This is a genomic window from Pullulanibacillus pueri (genome assembly GCF_014639255.1).
Lineage (GTDB): Bacteria > Bacillota > Bacilli > Bacillales > Sporolactobacillaceae > Pullulanibacillus > Pullulanibacillus pueri.
In genome coordinates this window covers 136,821-158,941 of record NZ_BMFV01000002.1, presented here as the reverse complement: position 1 = coordinate 158,941, position 22,121 = coordinate 136,821, and the positions used below count along the sequence as shown (strand labels likewise).

General features: G+C 40.3%; 21 protein-coding genes. 11 read left to right on the top strand and 10 right to left on the bottom strand.

Going from position 1 to position 22,121, the window contains the following annotated elements:
- Window positions 1-4 precede the first annotated feature (4 nt).
- From IEV91_RS02575 to qoxA, 5 genes are all read right to left on the bottom strand, one after another.
- The gene (locus IEV91_RS02575) at window positions 5-916 is read right to left on the bottom strand and encodes a heme o synthase (RefSeq protein ID WP_188495773.1); all 912 of its coding nucleotides are present in this window, start codon (window positions 914-916) and stop codon (window positions 5-7) included.
- Window positions 917-999: 83 nt separating this feature from the next.
- Entirely contained in the window at window positions 1,000-1,323 is a 324-nt protein-coding gene (locus IEV91_RS02570; protein WP_188495771.1) for a cytochrome o ubiquinol oxidase subunit IV, read from the bottom strand.
- Window positions 1,320-1,955 (bottom strand): cytochrome aa3 quinol oxidase subunit III, encoded by a 636-nt coding sequence (gene qoxC, locus IEV91_RS02565; RefSeq protein ID WP_188495769.1) that lies wholly within the window; start codon window positions 1,953-1,955, stop codon window positions 1,320-1,322. The genes IEV91_RS02570 and qoxC overlap by 4 nt, the downstream gene beginning before the upstream one ends.
- 2 nt (window positions 1,956-1,957) lie before the next feature.
- The gene (locus IEV91_RS02560) at window positions 1,958-3,925 is read right to left on the bottom strand and encodes a cbb3-type cytochrome c oxidase subunit I (protein WP_188495767.1); all 1,968 of its coding nucleotides are present in this window, start codon (window positions 3,923-3,925) and stop codon (window positions 1,958-1,960) included.
- 8 nt (window positions 3,926-3,933) lie between these two features.
- Window positions 3,934-4,833, bottom strand: a complete 900-nt coding sequence (qoxA, locus tag IEV91_RS02555; RefSeq protein WP_188495765.1) for a cytochrome aa3 quinol oxidase subunit II — start codon at window positions 4,831-4,833, stop codon at window positions 3,934-3,936.
- Between the two features lie 277 nt (window positions 4,834-5,110).
- Here qoxA and IEV91_RS02550 point away from each other — a divergent pair, with 277 nt between their 5' ends.
- The 5 genes from IEV91_RS02550 (at window position 5,111) to IEV91_RS02530 (ending at window position 8,957) form a co-directional block, all read left to right on the top strand.
- Entirely contained in the window at window positions 5,111-5,278 is a 168-nt protein-coding gene (locus tag IEV91_RS02550; protein WP_188495763.1) for a hypothetical protein, read from the top strand.
- 197 nt (window positions 5,279-5,475) lie between these two features.
- Window positions 5,476-5,946: a hemerythrin domain-containing protein gene (locus tag IEV91_RS02545; RefSeq protein ID WP_188495761.1), complete on the top strand. Its 471-nt coding sequence runs from the start codon at window positions 5,476-5,478 to the stop codon at window positions 5,944-5,946.
- Window positions 5,947-6,215: 269 nt separating this feature from the next.
- Window positions 6,216-7,298, top strand: a complete 1,083-nt coding sequence (locus tag IEV91_RS02540) for a TDT family transporter (protein ID WP_188495759.1) — start codon at window positions 6,216-6,218, stop codon at window positions 7,296-7,298.
- Between the two features lie 175 nt (window positions 7,299-7,473).
- Window positions 7,474-8,196: a Crp/Fnr family transcriptional regulator gene (locus IEV91_RS02535; RefSeq protein WP_188495757.1), complete on the top strand. Its 723-nt coding sequence runs from the start codon at window positions 7,474-7,476 to the stop codon at window positions 8,194-8,196.
- A 95-nt stretch (window positions 8,197-8,291) separates the two neighbouring features.
- Window positions 8,292-8,957 (top strand): response regulator, encoded by a 666-nt coding sequence (locus IEV91_RS02530; RefSeq protein ID WP_188495755.1) that lies wholly within the window; start codon window positions 8,292-8,294, stop codon window positions 8,955-8,957.
- A gap of 56 nt (window positions 8,958-9,013) precedes the next feature.
- On the opposite strand, the gene IEV91_RS02525 is transcribed toward IEV91_RS02530, so the two are convergent.
- Complete coding sequence (locus IEV91_RS02525; protein WP_188495752.1) at window positions 9,014-11,782, bottom strand: response regulator; 2,769 nt, start codon at window positions 11,780-11,782, stop codon at window positions 9,014-9,016.
- Window positions 11,783-12,064: 282 nt separating this feature from the next.
- On the opposite strand from IEV91_RS02525, the gene IEV91_RS02520 reads away from it, so the two are divergent.
- A complete protein-coding gene (locus IEV91_RS02520) occupies window positions 12,065-12,508 on the top strand; it encodes a universal stress protein (protein ID WP_188495751.1) in 444 nt (147 codons plus the stop codon).
- Window positions 12,509-12,698: 190 nt separating this feature from the next.
- Here the strand turns inward: IEV91_RS02520 and IEV91_RS02515 are convergent, their stop codons facing one another.
- Entirely contained in the window at window positions 12,699-13,043 is a 345-nt protein-coding gene (locus IEV91_RS02515) for a winged helix-turn-helix transcriptional regulator (protein ID WP_188495749.1), read from the bottom strand.
- Between the two features lie 175 nt (window positions 13,044-13,218).
- On the opposite strand from IEV91_RS02515, the gene IEV91_RS02510 reads away from it, so the two are divergent.
- The 4 genes from IEV91_RS02510 to IEV91_RS02495 all read left to right on the top strand — a co-directional run bounded on the left by IEV91_RS02510 (window position 13,219) and on the right by IEV91_RS02495 (window position 17,206).
- Window positions 13,219-13,749 (top strand): YceI family protein, encoded by a 531-nt coding sequence (locus IEV91_RS02510; protein ID WP_188495747.1) that lies wholly within the window; start codon window positions 13,219-13,221, stop codon window positions 13,747-13,749.
- Between the two features lie 1,099 nt (window positions 13,750-14,848).
- Entirely contained in the window at window positions 14,849-15,703 is an 855-nt protein-coding gene (locus tag IEV91_RS02505) for a basic amino acid ABC transporter substrate-binding protein (protein WP_204871242.1), read from the top strand.
- 146 nt (window positions 15,704-15,849) lie between these two features.
- Window positions 15,850-16,497: an amino acid ABC transporter permease gene (locus IEV91_RS02500; protein WP_204871244.1), complete on the top strand. Its 648-nt coding sequence runs from the start codon at window positions 15,850-15,852 to the stop codon at window positions 16,495-16,497.
- On the top strand, window positions 16,484-17,206 hold the full coding sequence (locus tag IEV91_RS02495) for an amino acid ABC transporter ATP-binding protein (protein ID WP_188495745.1): 723 nt from the start codon (window positions 16,484-16,486) through the stop codon (window positions 17,204-17,206). Before IEV91_RS02500 ends, IEV91_RS02495 begins: the two co-directional genes overlap by 14 nt.
- Before the next feature lie 158 nt (window positions 17,207-17,364).
- Here IEV91_RS02495 and IEV91_RS02490 read toward each other — a convergent pair whose 3' ends face one another.
- Window positions 17,365-18,546 carry an NAD(P)/FAD-dependent oxidoreductase gene (locus IEV91_RS02490; protein WP_188495743.1) on the bottom strand — a complete coding sequence of 394 codons (1,182 nt, stop codon included), beginning with the start codon at window positions 18,544-18,546 and terminating at the stop codon, window positions 17,365-17,367.
- 117 nt (window positions 18,547-18,663) lie between these two features.
- The gene (locus tag IEV91_RS02485; protein ID WP_188495741.1) at window positions 18,664-19,086 is read right to left on the bottom strand and encodes a DUF1641 domain-containing protein; all 423 of its coding nucleotides are present in this window, start codon (window positions 19,084-19,086) and stop codon (window positions 18,664-18,666) included.
- 570 nt (window positions 19,087-19,656) lie between these two features.
- Between IEV91_RS02485 and hmpA the strand changes: the two genes are divergently transcribed.
- The gene (hmpA, locus tag IEV91_RS02480) at window positions 19,657-20,871 is read left to right on the top strand and encodes an NO-inducible flavohemoprotein (protein ID WP_188495739.1); all 1,215 of its coding nucleotides are present in this window, start codon (window positions 19,657-19,659) and stop codon (window positions 20,869-20,871) included.
- Between the two features lie 522 nt (window positions 20,872-21,393).
- Here the strand turns inward: hmpA and IEV91_RS02475 are convergent.
- The gene (locus IEV91_RS02475) at window positions 21,394-21,966 is read right to left on the bottom strand and encodes a hypothetical protein (RefSeq protein WP_188495737.1); all 573 of its coding nucleotides are present in this window, start codon (window positions 21,964-21,966) and stop codon (window positions 21,394-21,396) included.
- Window positions 21,967-22,121 lie beyond the last annotated feature (155 nt).

The following is a 22,121-nucleotide window of genomic DNA, read 5'->3' as shown; positions in this document are numbered from 1 at the left end:
GCGATTAAATAAGCACGCAGACGACCATGAGAGTAAATAAAACAGGAAGATAAATCAGTGAGGCCATAAAGGTCTTTTTTGCCCACTTCATTTGGTTATCAGCTTCAAAGAAGAGCTTAATGTGGATGCCTATATACCACAGGTTTAAGAGCAGTGTGACGCTAAAGTATAAGCTTCCTAAGGTATTAAGAAAAGCAAGGCTCATAGAGACACCGGCTAAGATTATCGCATAAATCAGGCATTGCACCTTCGTGATTCTTGCGCCTTTTACAACAGGCATCATCGGAACCTTAGCGCGTCTATAATCCTCATTTTTATAGAGAGCGAGTGCCCAGAAATGAGAGGGGGTCCAGAAAAAGATAATCAGAAACATTAAAACAGCGGATAAACTCACACTGCCTGTAACAACGGCCCAGCCCACAAGTGGAGGAATAGCGCCAGCACCACCACCAATGACGATATTCTGTGGGGTTCTTCTTTTAAGCCACATCGTATAAATCACCGCGTAATATATAAAGCCACCAAAGGATAACAGGGCGCTTATAGGATTGGCTAAAGTGAGAAAGATGATGAGAGAGAGTGCTTGGAGTAGTAAACCAAAAACAAGCGCATGTGTAGACGCGACGTTCCCTTGTGGCAGAGGGCGCTCTTGAGTGCGACCCATGATGGCGTCAATATCTTGGTCATACCACATATTAATGACAGCAGCGCCGGCAGCTGATAGTCCAAGTCCGAAAATGAGAACTAAAGTCGTTTTTGGATCAGGAAAACCATCTGTTGCCACAATGGCAGCAACATAAGCTGTGAATAAGAGTAATGCATTAATGCGCGGCTTTGTTAAAATCGTATAGTTTTTAATAAACTCCTTAATGGAGGTTTTAGACAATACTGTCGTTTTCGTGTTTGTAATGGCCATAAAAACATCTCCTTTTTAAAAATAGAGGTGAATACAAGCGATCTGCATTCACCTCATAGATGTTGATTTTAATAAGCGATTTTCTAATGCACCTGTGAATTAAAGGTCATGACCCAAATAGTTCCGCCGATGACGGCTACGGCATTGATAATCCCAATGGTTAAACCGATGACATGGTAGGCCGGTCCGTCTGACTCCATAAAGTGCATGAAGAAGAAGAGCTGAACGGCAATTTGTAAGACGGCAAGCCCCATGATGATGAGCATGATCGGTCCAAAGGGTAAGATGTGTGCTGCTCCCAAGCCTAGTGCTACAAAAGTTAGGATAAGAGAGAGAACGAAGCCAATCACATTTTTTATCGGAAACAATGGATGTTTTTCATTTGCTTTTACATGACTTTGACTCATGATACCACCCCTGTCATATAGACTACTGAGAAGATAAAGATCCAAACAATGTCTAAGAAGTGCCAATAAAGGCCAACGATAAACACTTTACGTGCATTAATAGGCTCGATTCCAAATTTTACAACTTGGCGGATGATGGAAATCATCCAGATAATACCGAGACTCACGTGAGCTCCGTGGGTACCGACTAAGGTGAAGAAGGCGGATAAAAATGCACTGCGCTGCATGGTCGCGCCATCTCCAACGTATTGAACAAACTCACTAATTTCAAAGCCAACAAAGCCAATCCCTAATAAAACAGTCACAATTAACCAACCAATGAGTCGTTTTTTATTAAAGTTACGCATTTCATAGACGGCAAGGCTACCTGTAAAGCTACTGGTTAAGAGTAAGAGTGTTTCAATGGTAAAGCCAGGTATTTCAAACAAATCTTTATCTGTAGGCCCGCCATCCACATGAGTGCGGATGACGAGGTATGTTGCAAATAAACAAGCGAACAGGATAAGGTCAGTCGCTAGGAAAATCCAGAAGCCGAGGATATTTAACGGTCCATCGTGGCGCTGATATTCTAGCAACCTACTTGTATCATGCTTTGACGATCTTTGCTTTGCTTCATTATTAGAAAGCGCCATGATTACACCCTCCCATAGGCAGCTTCAGTCTCTTCAACTTCTTCTGCTGGAATATGATAATCAGTGTTACGGTTGTTAGAACGCGCAATCATGCAAATGGCAACGCCAAGTAATCCAAGAGCAGCGATCCAATACCAACCAAAGACAAAACCGAAACCACTGATAAAGAAGAATACAGCCATAATAAACGGAATGCCAGAGTTCTTAGGCATATGAATCGGCGTGAATTTCTTCTTGCGATTTAATTGAACAAGAGATTCTCCGCGTTCCTTCATTCCCCACCACGCATCCACTTCCTTCACTTCAGGAATGTGTGCAAAGTTGTAGTGTGGAGCTGGAGATGGAATTGCCCATTCAAGTGTACGGCCATTCCATGGATCACCTGTAAGATCGCGTTCACCGTATTTAATGCTGTAGAGAACCTGAACGACGATGAATAAGAATCCGATACCCATGAGATAGGCCCCGATACTTGAAATAAAATTGAAATCTGTCCAGCCTGTATCTGCAGAGTAAGTGGATACGCGTCGCGTCATCCCCATGAAACCGAGTAGATACTGAGGCATAAAGCAGACATAGAAGCCAATGTTAAAGAACCAGAATCCCCATTTACCAAGGGCCTCGTTAAGTCTGAAACCAAACATTTTTGGCCACCAATAATACATACCAGCAAGTAATCCAAAGGCTACGCCACCGATGAGCACTTGGTGGAAGTGAGCAATCAAGAAATAACTATTGTGATATTGATAATCAGCAGGCGCCATGGCTAGCATAATCCCCGTTGCTCCACCCATTGCAAAACATGGAATGAAGGCTAAGGTCCAAAGCATCGGTAGCTTCATGCTGATCCGGCCTCGAAACATCGTAAACAGCCAGTTGAAAATTTTAACGCCGGTTGGGATACCAATAAGCATGGAAGCCACAGCGAAGAAGCTATTAACCCCTGCACTTGCACCCATTGTGAAGTAGTGGTGAGCCCAAACAAAGTAACTGACCACACTAATAATCATGAGTGAGATAACCATGGTTTTATAACCGAAAATTTTCTTTTTAGAGAAGGTACTGACGATCTCAGAATAAATCCCGTAGGCGGGTAGCACTACAATATAAACTTCAGGATGTCCCCATACCCAGAAGAGGTTGAGAAACATCATCGGATTACCCCCGTGCAGCATGGTAAAGAAGTGTGCGCCAGCAATTCTATCAATCATCAGAAGAGCCAAGGCCACTGTTAAAGCGGGAAAAGCAAAAATAATAACGACACAGGAAGCGACAACAGACCAACAAAAGAGTGGTAAACGCATCATTTTCATACCGGGTGCACGCATTTTTAAAATGGTGACCAAGAAGTTGATGCCTGTTGCCATACTGCCAATCCCTGATATTTGCACACCTAAGAGATAGAAGTTTTCTCCAGGACCCTTATCGAAACCGAGTTCTGTAAGCGGTGCGTAACTGGTCCAACCCGCATCAGGTGATCCTCCGATGACAAAGGAAAGGTTGAATAATAGCGCGCCGAAGAAGAATAGCCAAAAGCTCACAGCGTTTAAAAACGGAAAAGCCACATCACGTGCGCCAAGTTGAAGGGGAACAGCGATGTTAAACATGGCAAATAAGAATGGCATCGCCATGAAAAGAATCATGATGGTCCCGTGCGTCGTGAAAATTTGATTATAGTGTTCGGGATCTAATAGGTTTTGATCCGGTAAAGCGAGTTGAGTTCTCATTAATAGTGCATCAACACCGCCCCTAAACATCATGAGTAAGGCAGAAACGAGATACATGATCCCAATTTTTTTATGATCAACTGTAGTGATCCACTCGCGCCAGAGCCATTTCCATTTCTTTAAAAAGGTAAGCGTGAATATAATGGCAGCAAGCACAAGGACAATCGCGACATCAGAGGCATAAATCATAGGTTCGCCAGTCACAAAGAAATCTGAAGCAAACGATTTTATACGATCAAACATAGAAACACCTACTTTCCTTCCATTTCATCTGATTTATTCATGTCTTTCATCATCCAGTCATTATTCATATAAAGACCACCGTTTTTATTCACAGTATCCATGAAAATGCTCTTTGGATATGAAGAAAAGGACTTTTCACCAATAACGCCTGGTTTTGCTAGTTTTTGATATTCCTGTTTCGTGAGTGCATGTGAAGTATCTTTCACCTTGTCTACCCACTTATTAAAGTCCGTTTCTTTTACAACGTTGACATCAAATGTCATGTCCTCAAAGTGTTTTCCTGAGAAGTTTGCGCCTTTACCTGTGTAGGTGCCGACTTCATTGGCTTGTAGCCATAAGCGCATCGCCATACCTGGCATCGTATACTCTTGCCCGCCTAAAGCTGGTATCCAAAATGAGTTAATCGGTGCATCAGAGGTTAAAACAAATTGAATGGGACGCCCGGCGGGGACATCAATGTAATTGACTGTAGCCACATCTTGATCTGGATAGAAGAACATCCATTTCCAATCTAATGAAGTGACTTCAATGGTAATCGGCTCACCACTGTTTTTCGGTGGTTTAGTTAGAGCAAAAGTATCTCTAACGGTATAGAAGCTTAAGACACCGATAATGATGATGGGAATGGCCCACCAAACAACCTCTAAAATTTTACTATCATCCCAATTGGGTTTATAAGCCGCTTTGTTATTTGGCTTGTCGCGATAACGATAGACAATAAATGCTAAGAGTGCTATAACCACAGCTACGACAATACCCATGAGGACAGCGGATAAAACGATGAGATTTTTTTCTCTTTCCCCTGCTGGTCCAACTGGATTTAAAACGGGATACTTATCGCTACAGCCTGTTAAGAAAAGCAGGCCGATAATAAGGATGAAAAATCCTTTACGCCACAATGATTTCATCACTGACGCCCCTTTCTTTCTATTTACTTTTTTATCGATAGCCCTTGAACATGAGCGACCGTTTCATTTCCAACACCATTGTAAGAAGTTCAACAAAAGAAACGTGTGACGAAAATCACAGTTAGGCGTAAGTTCACAGAGCGTTCATATTTTCGTGCCGAAGCTGTTCACATTTCATTCAATTTTTTTTAGAGAAAAGTGATGAAGTTCACAGTGCCAAAGAATAAATGGGATTACACTGAAAATGAATTAAATAAGATATCAGGGGGAGATTGACATGCAAGATGAACGTCAAGAAAGATTACAAATGGTGCTTGAACAAGCGATGACTCCTCTTCTAGATAAACTCAATAAAATAGAAGAAAGGCTTTATCGATTAGAAGCCTGTTGTTGTGTTGAAAAGCGGTCGGAAGATGCCCAACGCTGCAAGGATAAAGAACAATAAGAGGAGAGAGGTTCTCCAACTTGCTTCCTATATAGTGGGAAATTCGAAAGGTGCAGAGTGATGCATTGTGTTTTTATGGACATAAAAGATAAGAAAATGATTAAAGCCATTCACTAAAGGACTATAGGGTAAGCTAATATTGTGGATGGCATTTGTCTGATCATTTGATCCTATCGGTCAGAGAAAGGGGATTTAGAATGAAAAGAAGGCATGAGGCACTTATACCCTTATCACATCACCATTATCATGGACTGGTAATCGCATTAAAGCTGCAAAATGCGAGCAAAGAAAAAGGACGCTGGACACTAGAAGAAATTAAGCAAGATACTCAGCGGTTTTGGGAAAATGGTGGAGCCGCGCATTTTCGTGAAGAAGAAGAGGTCCTCTATCCGACCTTTTCTCGTTACTCCCGGATAGAGGAGCTACCGGAAATGAGTCAGATCCTTCTTGAACATGTACAATTACGCGCGATGTTTTCCCAGTTGATCAATCATGAAGGACAAGAGGATATCCCGTTGATGCATGCGGTGGGCACACTGTTAAAAAAGCATATTCGGACAGAGGAGCGTGTCATTTTTCCGCTCATTCAAGAATCTGTACCAGAGGATGTTTTAAAAAGGATCTCATCTCACTTTAGTGCTCATGAAGAAATTTATAATAAAGGTTAATTTCCTGAAATAGAATATCTGTTGAGGGGTACCGCTAGAGGATCAAGTGCTTTAGTGCTCCATGAAACACGTTGGTTTCTTAAAATGTGCGAAATTTAGGAGGGAATCTAAACGAGGGTCTTTAGATCTCCCTCTTAATTAGATGTCTTTATATGATACAATTGTTTTGAGTACGAGATTCGTACAACTAAAACCTTGGTTCCAAGGCTTATTTTTTTATCCTTTCTCTTTTGAAGGATGAGCTTACGCGTTATGAAGAAGGTGCTGCGATGGTAAATGTTTTATGGTTACTCGTTTTACTGATTATTAGCATGGGAGTTTGGCTGGTATTTATAAAAAAAGAGGCGGTTCCAACAGCATCGGGGGCAATTGTGATGGCTTTTGGAATTTTTTTGTTTGCCGCTCTTCATGCTTTCCATTGGCTCTTTAAGCATCGGGGAGTGTTAACGTTAGAATTATTAGTGGTTTGGCTTTTCATCGCGCTGTCGATTGCCAAGACCCTCATGGATCATACCTTTAAAAAGAGACATGTCGAACAGCACTCATTAAATATCTTTGCGATAGGTACCTGGATAGCAGGGACCTCAATACTCGGAAATCTTATTGCTCGTGATTTCTCTGATTGGTATGTATTGAAGTGGGGCTTGGTTGGATTCAATGCATTGCTTTGGATCTACTATATTTTCCATGTAACGAGATCTTATGGGTATTGGTTTAGTACTCAATTAAAGAAAAGTGTAAATGGTACCATTCTTCTTCCGACGGTTAGTACACAATCCATAGTCATTCTCTTTTATGATGCATCAGGTGGACATTTTTTGCCTTTATGGGTAAAAACAACGCTCATTGGTTTAGGGATATTATTCTATGTGATGAGTCTGTTTTTATTGTTCAGTCATTATCTTTATCTTCACCAATGGGAATTATTGAAAGATTGGTCAGCAACAAACTGTATCATTCATGGAGCCATATCTATTACTGGACTGGCAGCTGTGACAACTGGAGCGATTCCGTCTAACCTTATCTTATTTATGTGGGGATGGGTCTTGTTCTGGTTTAGTCTTGTAGAAGGGTTAGAGATTTCGAGAGTGGTTTTACGTTTTAAGAGATTGGGTGTTTCAAAAGCAATAGGGAAATACCATGTCTCCCAATGGTCTCGAATCTTTACCTTTGGTATGTTCTATGCATTTACGAGTAAATTGAAGTTACCTGACTTGATCGTATTCACTCATGTCCAATTTTTTATTTTAAAGGTTCTCCCTTGGATTGTTTTACTTTTGCTCATAAATGAAAGCTTCCTCTTTATCAAAGAGAATGTCCAAAGTCCCATTGGGAAAAAAATGAGGGCGTGATATCGATCACTTCTTTCTTCCTATTCTATTGTCAATATAATAGGAAGTTAAAAATACAAATAGAATAAACATTTTGAAGAGGATTCTGAGAAAATAAGGGATTCCCCCGATATTCAAAGATGCATGCATCCTTTATCATGAAGTTAAGCAATCGAACGGAAGGATGGATGTTGCAATGGTACAAACGATGGAACTTGAAGGGAAGCTTTCAGTGGAGTCTAACACTCTAGCCTTTAAAAGCTTAAATATAATGGAAAGAAATAGTATGACAAAAACATTTGCAAAAAAGGAGATCATTTATTGCGAAGGGGATCGTTGTGACTATCTCTATTATGTTCTTGAAGGTACAGTCAAGCTTTCGAGCCTCAGTGAAGACGGTAAAGACTTTATTATGCAATATTTCTATCCAGGAGACTTATTTGGAGAATTTGATCGGGCGGATGAAAAAAAGCATGCTGACTTCTGTGCTATGGCGGTAACAGATTGTAAAATTGCGTATATTGAACAAAGTGAAATCAATACACTTTTGATGCTCGACGGAAATTTTGCTGTTGAATTCTCAAGTTGGATGAGCCAAATGCAGCACTACACGCAATTAAAGCTTCGGGATATTTTATTTTATGGAAAGAATGGGGCATTAGCTTCAACAATCATCAGGGCCGCCAATACTTATGGCGTTCACAAAGGTGATACCATCTTTATTTCTAAGCGGTTTACGAATTATGAGATTGCCAATATGATCGGAGCCACTAGAGAAACAGTAAATCGTATGTTAATCCAATTTGATAAAGCGGGCTGGATTAATTATTCTAATGGTCACATTACGATTTTAAAGTTAAATGAACTTAAGAAAATCTGCCATTGTGAGGACTGTCCTTTAGGAATTTGCCGGCTTTAATAAGGGATTGATATAGGAATGCTTTTGAACACCTTGTTGTAGTAGTGTTATAATAATGATGGACTTTTATCGTTATTATTGGAGCGAATTCCTATATGAATGAAACCATACGCATCATTGTCGTGGATGACCACGCGATTGTGAGAAGTGGCGTTAAACTTTTATTAAAAAAAGAAGCGGCAATTGAAGTCATTGGTGAAGCCGGTGACGGGGACGAAGCCATTACGAAAACGATGGCACTACAACCCGATGTGGTAATTATGGATCTAACGATGCCCGGGGGAAAAGACGGTTTAGAGGCTACTCTTGAGATTAAAAAAATGCGTCCTGAAGTCAAGGTGCTTATCTTGACGATGCACGATGAGCCGGAGTACTTATTTCGTGTTTTAAAGATAGGGGCTTCAGGTTACATTTTAAAAAATGCACTTGATACAGAATTGATCTCTGCTGTTCGGGCCGTCGCCAAGGATCAGGTGTATTTATATCCAACGGCGGCAAAGCAATTGGTCACAGGTCTTATCCAAACCTCTGATGAAACGGATGGATTTGAATCTTTAGAGCAGCTTTCAGCAAGAGAACGAGAAATTTTAGTGCTTATTGCCAAAGGCTTTTCGAACAAAGAAATAGCGGATCAATTGTTTATTAGTGTGAAAACAGTGGAGACGCATAAACGGCATATTATGGAAAAGTTAGGTTTGACGAAGCGCCATGAAATTGTTAACTTCGCACTAAAAAGGGGATTATTGGATTCTTATGAATAAGAAGAGTATCAGGGAAATCCCTGATGCTCTTGATTGAAGCAGGCTTTTTAGCCTGCTTATTTGTTTAGGCTTATTTCCTCTACAAATTTTTTAATGTTATCAAAGGCTTGTAACAGCGCTTGATAATCATGTGATAGAGAGTCCAATTGTAAGGCGATAGTCTTTTTTTCAATGCGTTCACAAAGCATTGTAAACTTTTTAGCCTCTATCACGCTTCCCGATCCTTTTAAGCCATGGGCAATGTCTCTAATGGCTGAATCATCCTGGTTTCTGATCGCGTCAGCGAGTTGGTCCAAATAGTCAGGGGTGGATTCCAGAAAGACACTTAGAAATTCTTTTAAGATCTCAGGATCCTCACCATATGTGTTTTTGAGTTGCTCAAGATCAATAGGGGGAACCTGATCCTCGGTGCTTTCAGATGTCGCCTCACTATTCTTTTTAGGGATTCGCGCCTTAGAATGATTTAACCATTTTTCTAATACCCCATGAAGCTCCGCGAGTTTCACGGGTTTGCTAATATAATCATCCATACCTGCTAATAGGTATTTCTCTTTATCAGTAGGTAAGGCGTTTGCAGTCATAGCGATAATAGGGGTTTTTGCTATGCTTGGATCCATCGATCGTATCTTCTGGGTCGCTTCTATACCATCCATTTCAGGCATTTGGATATCCATAAGGATCATCGCGTAATGATTTTCTTCAAGCTTTTGAATAGCTTCTCTTCCATTTGAGGCTGTTTCCACATGAAACCCAAGTTTTTTGAGTTGGAATTGAGCCACCTTTTGGTTAACAGGATGATCCTCAACAAGTAGGATCTCAGCTTTATTCACTACTATCGCTTCATGCTCCTTGGCGGGGTTCGGCACCGACTCGGCTGGCTGGTTTACAGACTTTTCATTTACTAATGTGACAAGACAATCCAATAATTGCGATTGCTTAATGGGTTGGTTTATGAGCGCTGCAAAACCATTATTTAAGGCTTCTTGTTTAATATTCTTCTCGTCAATCTTATTTAAATAAATTAAGCGTGTTCGAGATAAATAGGGATCTGTTTGTACGATATGAGCAAATGAGAAACTATCCAATCCTGATGCCTTAATATTAACGATAGCAATGTCATAAGGCTGATGATGAGTGATCCCTTGTTTTAATAATGTGAGAGCGTCGATGCCATTATCGACATGTTCACTCGTCATGCCCCATGAATCCAAATATTGTTTTATGATGGTTGCTTCTGTTGGAGAGTCATCGATAATAAGTATCCGTAAAGATTGATATTGTTTTTCTAAGTTTAGGAGATCCACTGGACTTGTTTGAGTATCCAGCTTTAAAGGTAGGGTGAACCAAAAGGTTGTTCCTTTTCCTTTTATGCTATCAAGTCCAATTTCTCCACCCATTAACTCCACGAGTCGTTTAGAGATCGCCAGGCCGAGTCCAGTCCCCCCATATTTACGAGTCGTTGATCCGTCAGCTTGGACAAAAGGATGAAAGAGCCGTCCCTTTTCTTCTTCAGTGATCCCTATCCCAGTATCGCTGACTGTAAAGTGAACATGAATGCGGTGTTTTTGGGTGGCCCTTAACTGTGCTTTGATCACCACTTGGCCTTCAGGGGTGAACTTGATGGCATTATCTACTAAATTTAATAAAATTTGACGTAAACGTATGGCGTCACCACAGACGAGTTTAGGGATGCTGGGGTCAATATATGTCAGCAAAGTCAGTCCTTTTGCGTGAGCCTTAGAAAGCAATATTTCGGCAATACCTTCTACAATAGCCGGGAGGTCAAAGCTAATCGACTCAATCTTGAGCTTTCCAGCCTCCATTTTTGAAAAATCCAAGATATCATTAATAATGGTGAGCAAAGCTTGCGAGGAGTGGTGAATGATGTTAACAAACTCCTGTTGTTCCTCGCTCAGTGGTGTTTCTAATAAGAGGTCGGTCACTCCGATAATGCCGTTCATTGGTGTTCGGATTTCATGACTCATATTGGCAAGAAATTCACTTTTAAGTTCGGAAGCCTCGAGAGCTTGATCCCGGGCAGTTGAAAGCTCTCTTTCTATTCTTTTTAAATATGTGATATCTGTACCAGAACCCGCCACTTCACTCACTTTTCCATTCTCAATAATGGGTGACAGTGACACGTGGATTGTTTTATTTTTATAGACCATTTCATATTGAACATTTTCACCGTCGAGAGCTTTTTGAAAATGGACCTTCAGTTTATCCGCTAGTTTTTCTGGGAAAACACGCTCCAAAGGCAGCCCTTTGACTTCCTCAGTCACAAGGCCCAGTGCCTGGCCTAATTTTCCCTCTGATAAGGTAAAGATGAATTGATTGTTATCATTTTTTTCATATTTAAAAACGATATTCTGTAAATTTTTCACAGTGGTTCGGAAGCTGTTTTGTAGTGCATTCTTAAGGGCGGCCTCTGTTTCTTTTCGCTGGGTAATATCTTGGATTATACCGACAAATTGAGGGGTTCCATTTACAATAAATTGTGTCACAGCGAGATCCATAGGGAAAAGACTTCCATCCTGGCGCTGGCCCATAACTTCGCGACCAATGCCTATGATTTTAGCCTCACCCGTCCGTAAATAATTCTCAATATAATGATTATGGTGGCTGTGATACGGCTCGGGCATAAGGATACTCACGTTTTGGCCAATCGCCTCAGAGGCCTTATATCCAAAAATGTGTTCCGCTGCAGGGTTGAAGGATTGGATAATCCCGTGATGATTGATCGTAATAATCCCATCTAAAACGTTATCCAGAACAAGCTGGGCAATTTGTTCATTTTGTGATAGCTTTTGCTTTTCCTCTGTCATATGTTCAAACTCCCTGATTTTCATTCACTAGACCTGTCTTTCCTTATTTTACATGATGGGCAGTAAATCTCAAATATTGGTCAGATCTTCACTTTATTTAATCCTCTATGTGATATAAGTCACAAAGAAATTTAAATGCCAGTTCTATAATAAAAATGGAAGAACAAGAAGGCCCTCTCTACCCTTGGATGTCACGTATGGAGTGATATCGCCCTGAAAGAGGAGAATGGTCGAAGTGAGATCTTAAAAAATGTGAATGTCCATTGAAAGGAAGTCATGACAATGAGTCCACTTGCAACAAAAATCTTAGTCGCTTATGATGGTTCCGAAATGAGTGAGCATGCGCTCAAAAAGGCGGAAACTATTGCACGTTTGAATGAAGCCATTGAATTAGAGATCTTGTCGGTTAATAAGAAGGAGATTCACCCCCGCTTTTTCCCAGAAAGTGTGTATATCGATTATACCGAACTTAATGAGACCATAAAAAATGAAGTGCTGAATCAATTAGATGAAGTGAAAAAAACGATTAGCCTCCCCAATAAAGTGACAACGTTACTTCTTGAAGGAGATCCTGGTGAGGAAATTGTTCGGTATGCGAAAGAGAAAGAATTTGATTTAATTATTTTAGGAAATAGAGGACTTAACAAACTACAAGAAGTTTTCTTAGGTAGCGTGAGCCATTATGTCGCACAACATGCCACTTGTCCTGTTCTTATTGTGAAGTAGAGAGTGTGATCATAAAGAGAACACTGATAAAGCCCCTTTTAATGGGGAGTCTCTGTAAACTTAGCCATTGATTTCTACAAGGCGACTCGACATTCATTAATTGAATTTATGAGTCGCCTTTTTCCGATTTTGGTGCTTAAAAAGGCTTACTGTCATCTGTAAACAGTAAGCCTTTTCTATACTCTGAATGTTATAGAGATTCAGTATGAGATTGAGTTTCATCCTCTAATTCGATCCAATCATGTGACCATTCTTGGATACTTTCAATTACCGGCTGTAAAGCCTGGCCTTTTTGAGTTAAGGAATATTCTACACGGACTGGCGTTTCAGGAAAGACAACCCTATTTGCGATGCCCTCGCGTTCTAAATCCTTCAGCCGTTCTGAAAGCAGTCTTCCGCTTATAGGGAGAGACGATTCTATTTCACAAAATCGCTGAGGTCCTAAAAGTAGCTGATTAATGATTAAACCCGTCCAACGTTTACTTAGTAGACCCATGCCTTTTTCAAAACGCGGACAAAGTTCAGAATGCTTCATATGATCACCTCATCTCTATTCATTATAACACTTTTTTTAGAATTTAAGGCATTATAAGAGCAAATAAAAATCTTTTTAATAAATGTCTTGACATCCTTCTGTTATCATTATATATTAAGTTACGAAAAGTAACAAGATGACATAAAATAATAAAGTGTTGTGGAGGCTAATAAACATGGCGAAAACAAAATGGGTTATTGATGAAACACATTCAAGCGTTGATTTTTCAGTAAAACATATGATGGTCTCTAAGGTCAAAGGAACTTTCCATAATTTCGATGCAACTATCGAAGCGGATCCAACCGATCTTACGACCGCTGATATCACATTTAACATCGATTTAGAAAGTATTGATACACGTAATCAAGATCGAGATAATCATTTAAAATCTGCTGATTTCTTTGATGTTGAAAAGTATCCTAAAATTACCTTCAAGTCAACCAAAATTGTAAAGACTTCTGATGATGAATATGATGTTACAGGTGACGTTTCCCTTCATGGCGTCACGAAACCCGTCACTTTTGCGGTTACTTTTGAAGGTCAAGGGCAAGATCCTTGGGGGAACCAAGTGGCAGGCTTTAGCGCGACAGGAAAAATAAGTCGCAGTGACTTTGGATTAACCTGGAATACCACTTTGGAAACTGGCGGCGTTCTCGTTGGGGATGACGTGAAACTTTCTCTTGAAATTGAAGCAAAACCAGAATAATAAAATAGAGTTTTAAAATTGTAGGAGCCTGCTTCCATACATAGGCTTCTGAGAGGGGACGGCAGTCAAAGTCCTTTTGCGGACTTGCTGCCGTTTTTTTTTTTTTTGAGGAATAAGCAAGCAAAAAGTTTAGTCATTAGGACGGTGGACGGTGTGGATTTCCGCTTCAGAACGCTCGCTTTCCTCATGCCAACGAGGAAAGCGTCTAAGAGATTAGTCCTCGCAGAAAAATCGTGTTCTTACGATTTTTTGATGTGGGTAGGATCGGTGTGCGACGCCATCGGGGTCCCCGAAAAGTGCCCTTTACTTTTTGGGGTGGTAATCGGGGTCCCCGAAAAGTGCCCTTTACTTTTTGGGGTGGTTGAGGTGCTAGCTTCGGTGGTGTCACACGGGCGTGACGGGTTTAGCCGAAGTTCCTTGATGACGCGACGATTTTAACGGATCGTCCTTAGTGGCCTCAGCTCATTTTGGGATGGTTAATCTGTGTGTTCCAAAGTATTTATGATTAAAAGTCCCCTGTCCCTGCGTCGACGCGTATTGCTTCGTCGCCAGCTTTCTCGGATCAACTCGACGTTTACTCGTAAAGTCACGCTGGCCCCGTTCCCGCAGGACTCTAGTTTAGGCATCCGTGAGTCAGCGCGCTGAGGAACACACTCGGTATAAATGTTCCGAATCTCGCGCCTTCCGCTCTAATCCACTTGATACTGAAGAAGCATTTTGGTAAAAAACTTTTTAATACCCAACTGAATGAGGACCGCGCATGCTTTTACGCCAGGTTTTTCTTATAAGAATATAGCATTAAGGAAGATCTATAAGGTCAACGTTTATGACCTCTCTATAAAAAATAAAAGGATGTGTGAAGTTTATTAGATTTAGTGAATAGAAAAGGTTCTTTATTGGAAGTTCACTCATAAACTTTAAAGACCTTTTCTTTTGAAGTTAGCTTTTTATACCAAAGTTGTTGACTAACTTCCAATATTTTTGTATATTTTAAATAGACTTAATAATTACCTTCATATGTTTATTTGTAAAAAATAGATTATTATAGATCTATTTTTTTATATGAGGTCAAAAAGAATATAAAAAGGGGGATTCATTTTTGAAGCGAAAAATGTTACTTTCGATGATCATGTTAGTGGCCTTGAGTTTACTACTCGTCGGATGTGGATCGAGTAATGATAAGGACACTGCGGCGAAAGACAGCTCTGACAAAGCTAGCAGTAGTGGGGATAGTAGCACCAAAATCCTTGTTGGAGCAGACACGACTTTTCCACCATTTGAAACCGAAACCAATGGTGAGGTGACTGGTTTTGATATTGATATGATTAAAGCCATTGCCAAAGAAGAAGGGTTAGAGGTTGAGACGAAAACCATGCCTTTTGACGGTCTTATTCCTAGTTTGACAACCAATTCGATTGATGCTGCTGTTGCAGGTATCACCATTAAAACGAGTCGGATGGAAAGTGTCGATTTCTCTAATGCCTACTATAAATCAGGATTATCGATTCTTGTTAAGAATGATTCTAAAATCAAAAGTGTCGATGATTTAAAAGGGCATCTTGTCGCCACGAAAAAAGCAACGTCTTCTGTTGATTATTTGAAAGATCACGGAATAAAGGACAGTGACATTAAACAATTCAAAAATATTGATGAAGCTTACCAAACCTTAGAGACAGGTGGGGTAGATGCGGTTTTATTTGATAATCCCGTCAATGCAAGCTTTACATCTGAACATAAAGACGTGAAAGTGGTCGGTGGGTTGCTAACAGGTGAATATTATGGGATTGCTGTCAGCAAAAAGAAACCAGAGCTTCTCGATAAAATTAATGATGGTTTAGCTAAGATTAAAGAAGATGGCACTTATGATAAGTTGTTCAAAAAGTATTTTGGTGACGATACAAGTGGGGTTGTCAGTGATGAGAAGTCACCTGAGGATGTCGCGGTTGAGGATTAAGACGCTTCTCTGTAATTTGGCGATGTAGCATCTTTAGCTATGCTACATCGTTTTCCTCTTTGATCCCTTTTTCTACATTCGCGGAAAAGTGACTAAAAGGCAACTTAAGAAGGGAGCGATAGGTTCTGCAAATCATTTGGGATAACATGGACGTTTTGTTAAGTGGTCTTAAATATACAGTGGAATTTTCCATTATTGCTATTATACTTATGGTCATTATTGGGTTAATTGCGGCTTTGATGCGATTATCTAATTTTTTTCTTTTTCGTTGGATTGCAACGGTTTATGTTGAACTGTTCCGTTCAACACCGCTGTTGGTTCAATTGTTCTTCATTGTACTTGGTTTACCGGCTATTTTACCGGTAAACGATTGGTTTGGTCAGAGAAACTATCCAGTGATTGCAACGGCTTTGACTTTAGCCTTAAATGAAGGCGCTTATGTAACTGAAATCATTCGCGCAGGAATCCTTGGTATTGATCGTGGGCAAAAGGAAGCCGCCGCAAGTATTGGAATGACTAAATTTCAAACGATGCGTTATATCGTATTACCCCAAGCCTTTAAGCGCATGATACCACCCATGGTCAACCAGGCAGCACAAACGATTAAAGATACATCACTGTTGGCGCCAGTAGGTGTTGTTGAATTACTTTATAAAACTGAAATTGTGGTTTCATCAACGTTTGCTTCATTTAAGTTTTACGGGGTATGTGCCATTCTTTATTTTATTATCATTTTTGCTGTTTCAAAAACCGCTTCTTATTTAGAGAGGAGGTTCCAGGTTGATAAACGTTAAAGATCTTTATAAGTCATTTGGTAAGCTTGAGGTTTTAAAGGGGATTTCGAACCATATTGATGAAAAAGAGGTCGTTGTTGTCATTGGGCCATCTGGAAGTGGTAAGAGTACTTTTTTACGCTGCTTGAATGGTCTAGAGACTGCGACAAGTGGTCATATCGAAATAGCCGGAATGGAACTTACTCATTCTAAAACAAAGCTACATATGCTACAACAAAAGGTGGGCATGGTGTTTCAACAATTTAATCTCTTTAAACACCTTACGATTTTAGAAAATATTACGATTGGTCCACGTAAGGTTCTGAAGCGAACAAAGGAAGAGAGTAATGCACTGGCCCGTGAATTACTAAAAAAGGTAGGTCTCTCTGGAAAAGAAGATAGCTATCCGGATGAACTATCAGGTGGACAGCAGCAAAGGGTCGCGATTGCCCGTGCTTTAGCTATGCAGCCTGAAGTCATGCTCTTTGATGAACCGACATCAGCTTTAGACCCAGAAATGGTCGGTGAGGTTTTACAGGTCATGAAGGACTTAGCACGTGAAGGGATGACGATGGTCGTTGTCACCCATGAAATGGGCTTTGCCCGCGAAGTCGGAGATCGTGTTATCTTCATGGACGATGGGATGATCGTTGAAGAAGGTAGCCCACAAGACATCTTTTCCAATGCACAAGAAGAACGGACCAAAAGTTTTCTTGCTAAGATTTTGTAAAGTAAATAGGAAAAACAGGGGACCTGGGAATTTCTCAGGTCCCCTGTTTTGTGCTCAATTCTTATAGATGACTACGCTTAAATAAAAAAAGTGTGGGTCACCCTTTAAAGGTTCTCCACACTTTTTAGCACGAGCAATGTCCAGTGCTTGGTGTTGAATTAATAAGCTAAAGTAAAAAGACCGTTAATATGTGCGAGGTAACGAAGGTTACTTGCTTCCTTCATCAAGGAGGCTGGTAATCCTTTTAACTGTGTTTTATTGCCACCGATTGTCGCAATCGCGTCTTTACGTCCAAGGCTTCCAAGTGTACCAGAGAATACAGGGTTGAAGGCCTCAAGTGCACCATTTTTAAGATAAGCAAAAAGGTTATAACCAATTTGCTCGCCCATTTGCCATGAGATCTGAGCCGTTGGTGGATAAGGACGTTCTGCTCCAGGAGCAAACACAACAGCACTATCACCCGCAATGAAAATATTTTCATGAGAAGTAGACTGTAGATATTCATTAACCGTTGCACGGCCACGGTTGACTTCAATACCTGAATTGGCTACAACAGAATTTCCTTGTACGCCACCTGTCCAAACCATTGTTTTGGTTTCGATTTTGCGACCATCCTTTAATTCAACAACATTATCTTCGTATTTGGAAACAGGAACACCTGTTACAAAAGTGACGCCGCGTTTTTCAAGACTTGTTGTTGCACGCTCGATAAGCTCTTCAGGGAAACCTGGAAGAATCGTTGGCGCAGCTTCTGCCACATAAAGAGAAATGTCTTTAGGATCGACACCGTATTTTTTAGTGAGTTCAGGCATTCTATCAGCAAATTCACCAACTAATTCAATACCTGTCAAACCACCGCCACCAACAACGAAGGTTGCATCAGCTTTATCTTTACTTGTTGCATAGTCACGCACACGTGCTTCAACATAATCACGAATGTGTTTCGCTTCATCAACAGATTTTAATGTGAAGCCGTTCTCTTGAAGACCTGGGATGCCGAAGAAAGCTGTTTCACTACCAAGTGCAACAACGAGAGCATCGTAAGTAATCTTAGAGCCATCTGAAAGTGAAACTTCTTTATTATCAGGTGAAATTTCATTTACAGTTGCAATTTTTAATTCGATGTCTTTACCACGAAGAAGTTTTTCTAATGGTAAAGCAACAGCCTTTTCTGCAACATTTCCTGCAGCAAGACGGTGCAGTTCGGTAATAATTTGGTGAGTAGAGTCACGATTGATAACAGTGACATAAGCATCATCAACTGTTAAATATTTGCGGACAGTCAATGCACTTAATAAGCCGCCATAACCTGCGCCCAAAATAACAATATGTTTTGACATAATCATCCTCCATCCATAGTTCTTAAAGAAGTTCTTCAAAAATATAAGGAAAACATTGCTGTTAAGAGAGTGTTAGCGTTGTTTTTCCATTTTTTGAATTGAAACCTGAAAATTATTTTACTTTTTTTCGTTTTCAGACGTGAGTTTTAGATAAGCTTGTACGAAACGAAAGAGCTTTTGTGCTTGGGGATCTTTAAGCAAACGCAATAAGCCGAAAAGGCCGATGGTTTCTTCGTTTCTTTCTGCAAGTTCTTTGGCTTCCATAGCCGTTGCTGCAACTTCTTTGGCTTTGCCTTCGATAGGCTTTAGGAACTCTTTGAATCCACCTCTGAAATCATTAATAAGAACCTCATCGGTTGCAACAGATTGGAAGAAGTCATAAGACTTTGTCATGACATTCACCATTTCTGTTAATTTAGGTAAACTTTCGACAAGAGAAGTTAATGATTCTTGAACTTCAGGCTTAAGTAGTTGTTCAAGTACATCGAGCTGTTCAGCTTTAGCAGCCGGAGTTCCGTTTTGGTTTTCGATTTCTGACATGCCGATTCTCCTTTTCTTAAACGATTCCCGTTTGGCGGGTCATTCTTATTCCTCGACCTCTAATATGTAGGTCAAAATCTAAAGGATACTTTTAATGAAACTTAAGTTATAACACGCTTTGCTCAACCCTGGATGATCCGTTTCTTTTCCTATTCTCCGTCATAGCACCCATATGTTTCTTTGTTACTTTACCCTCCTCCAATCCTATTTTATGCTTGGGTTGCTTCAAGGGACTAAAGGGAGAGTTTGATAACATAAATACAAATAAGTTCTGTTAAAAAGATGATAAAGATTAGTGAAAAAGTGCACAAAGGGCTATTAAAGCTTTCATTAAAATATCCGCTTCTATTTCATAATATAGAATACCACTTTTCTTAAAAAAATACATGCAAAATCAATCAGAAACTTTAATGAAATAAAAAATAATCGAGCATTGTTTTAGCCTTGAAAGTGAAGTGTTTGTGAAAAATGTCACATAACAGTCACTGAAAATGTGATTTATATCACATTCATAGAAATGGGGTCCTTTTAAAATATAAAGTGAAGCAAATAACTGGGGAGTTGATACACGTGTTAGATTCTAAAACCATTGAAACGATTAAATCCACTGTTCCTGTCTTAGAAGACAAGGGTGTTGAGATTACTAAACGTTTTTACAAACTTCTTTTTGAAAACCATCCGGAGCTTTTAAATATATTTAATCATGCCAACCAAAAGCAAGGCCGTCAACAAACGGCGTTAGCAAATGCTGTTTATCAAGCGGCAAAGCATATCGATCATTTAGAGAACATTTTGCCCGCCGTGAAACAAATTGCTCATAAGCACAGAAGTTTAGGTATTAAACCAGAACAATACCCTATAGTCGGTGAAAATTTATTGCTCGCGATTCAGCAAGTTGTTGGATTGCAAGCGGATGATCCTATTATTCAAGCATGGGCTGAAGCTTATGGTGTGATTGCAGATGTATTTATTAATGTAGAAAAAGAAATGTATCAAGCGGCTGAAGAGCAACCCGGGGGTTGGAAAGGGTTCCGCAATTTTGTTGTAGCGAAAAAAGTGAAGGAAAGCGATGTGATCACCTCTTTCTACTTACAGGCAGAAGACCGAAAACCTATTGCTGCTTACGAACCCGGTCAATACATTAGTGTAAAAGTCGCGATTCCTGGTGCCGAATATACGCAAATTCGTCAATATAGTTTGTCCGATAGCCCAAATAAAGACTATTATAGAATGAGTGTGAAGAAAGAAGTCGGAACAGAAGTGAAGCCAGATGGGATTATTTCTAATTACCTCCATGACTTTTTAAATGAAGGTGACTTATTACCTTTAAGTGCACCAGCAGGTGATTTTACTCTTGATACCAATAAAGATATCCCTGTTGTACTCATTGCTGGTGGTGTTGGGTTAACACCAATGATCAGCATGCTCAATCATCTTTCAGAGCAGTATCCACATCGCCCTGTCACCTTTATTCAGGCGGCTAAAAATAGCCAAATTCATGCTATGAGAGAGCATGTCGTGAAATTAACACAAGAAAAGAACAATGTGCGTTCATTCTTCATTTATGATTCTCCAACGGAGGAAGATCGAAAAAGGCAGCTTTATGATAAAGAAGGTCATATTGATCTTGATTGGTTACACTCCGTAATAGAAGATAAAGAATCCGATTTTTACTTTTGTGGACCAGTTCCCTTTATGGAGACTGTAAATAAGGCTTTGCAAACATGGGGCGTTAAAGAAGACAATATTCATTTTGAATTCTTTGGCCCAGCAATATCTATTTAACGATCGAGTGAAGTAAATGATCTCGTTTCAGCTAAAGGGCTTTTCATATTAACTATGAAAGGCCCCTTTTTTTATAATATCAGCGAATTTTTAAGTTGAAGTCCTATGAGTAGCTGTTGTTTATTTCCACTCCAGGTTGCTTGCTTTCCTTATAACCCACAGGCTAAGGAAAGCAACTAAGAGAATAATCCTTGCAGAAAAATCGTGTTTTTTACGATTTTTGACGTGGGTAAAATCGGTGTTCGACGCACAATCGGGGTCCCCAAAAAGCGCTTTTTGCTTTTTGGGGTGGTAGTCGGGGTCCCCGAAAAGTGTTCTTTACTTTTTGGGGTGGTAATCGGGGTCCCCAAAAAGTATTCTTTACTTTTTGGGGTGGTAATCGGGGTCCCCGAAAAGTGTTCTTTACTTTTTGGGGTGGTTGAGGTGCTAGCTTCGGCGGTGTCACCAGGACGTGACGCTTTTAGCCGATCATCCTTAGTGGCCTCAGCTAACTTGGGAAGGATGATGTGTGTTCCAAAGTATTTATGAATAAAAGCCCCCTGTTTCTACGTCTACTCGAGAAGTCACGCTCGTTGCTAATGCTACTTGCCTTAGCTGCTGATGCCCGTTTTCAAGATTCTTATAGAAAACGGTCACCAAGACACCCTTCTGATGCCCGTTTTCAAGATTCTTACGAAAAACGGTCACCAAGAGGCCCTTCTGATGCCCGTTTTCAAGATTCTTATAGAAAACGGTCACCAAGAGGCCACGCTGATGCCCGTTTTCAATATTTTTATGAAAAACGGTCACCAAGAGGCCCTTCTGATGCCCGTTTTCAAGATTCTTATAGAAAACGGTCACCAAGAGGCCACGCTGATGCCCGTTTTCAAGATTCTTATAGAAAACGGTCACCAAGAGGCCACGCTGATGCCCGTTTTCAATATTTTTACGAAAAACGGTCACCAAGAGGCCACGCTGATGCCCGTTTTCAAGATTCTTATAGAAAACGGTCACCAAGAGGCCACGCTGATGCCCGTTTTCAATATTTTTATGAAAAACGGTCACCAAGAGGCCCTTCTGATGCCCGTTTTCAATATTTTTATGAAAAACGGTCACCAAGACACCTTTCTGATGTTCGTTTTCCTAAAATGCCAGAAATTATTGTAGTGGAGGACCGACCCTATAATGGAAAATTAGTCTTTCGCCATTAAGCTTGACGACACCCTTAATGTGTGAAAGGTATGCCTGAACATCAGGCTGTACTTAAGCGG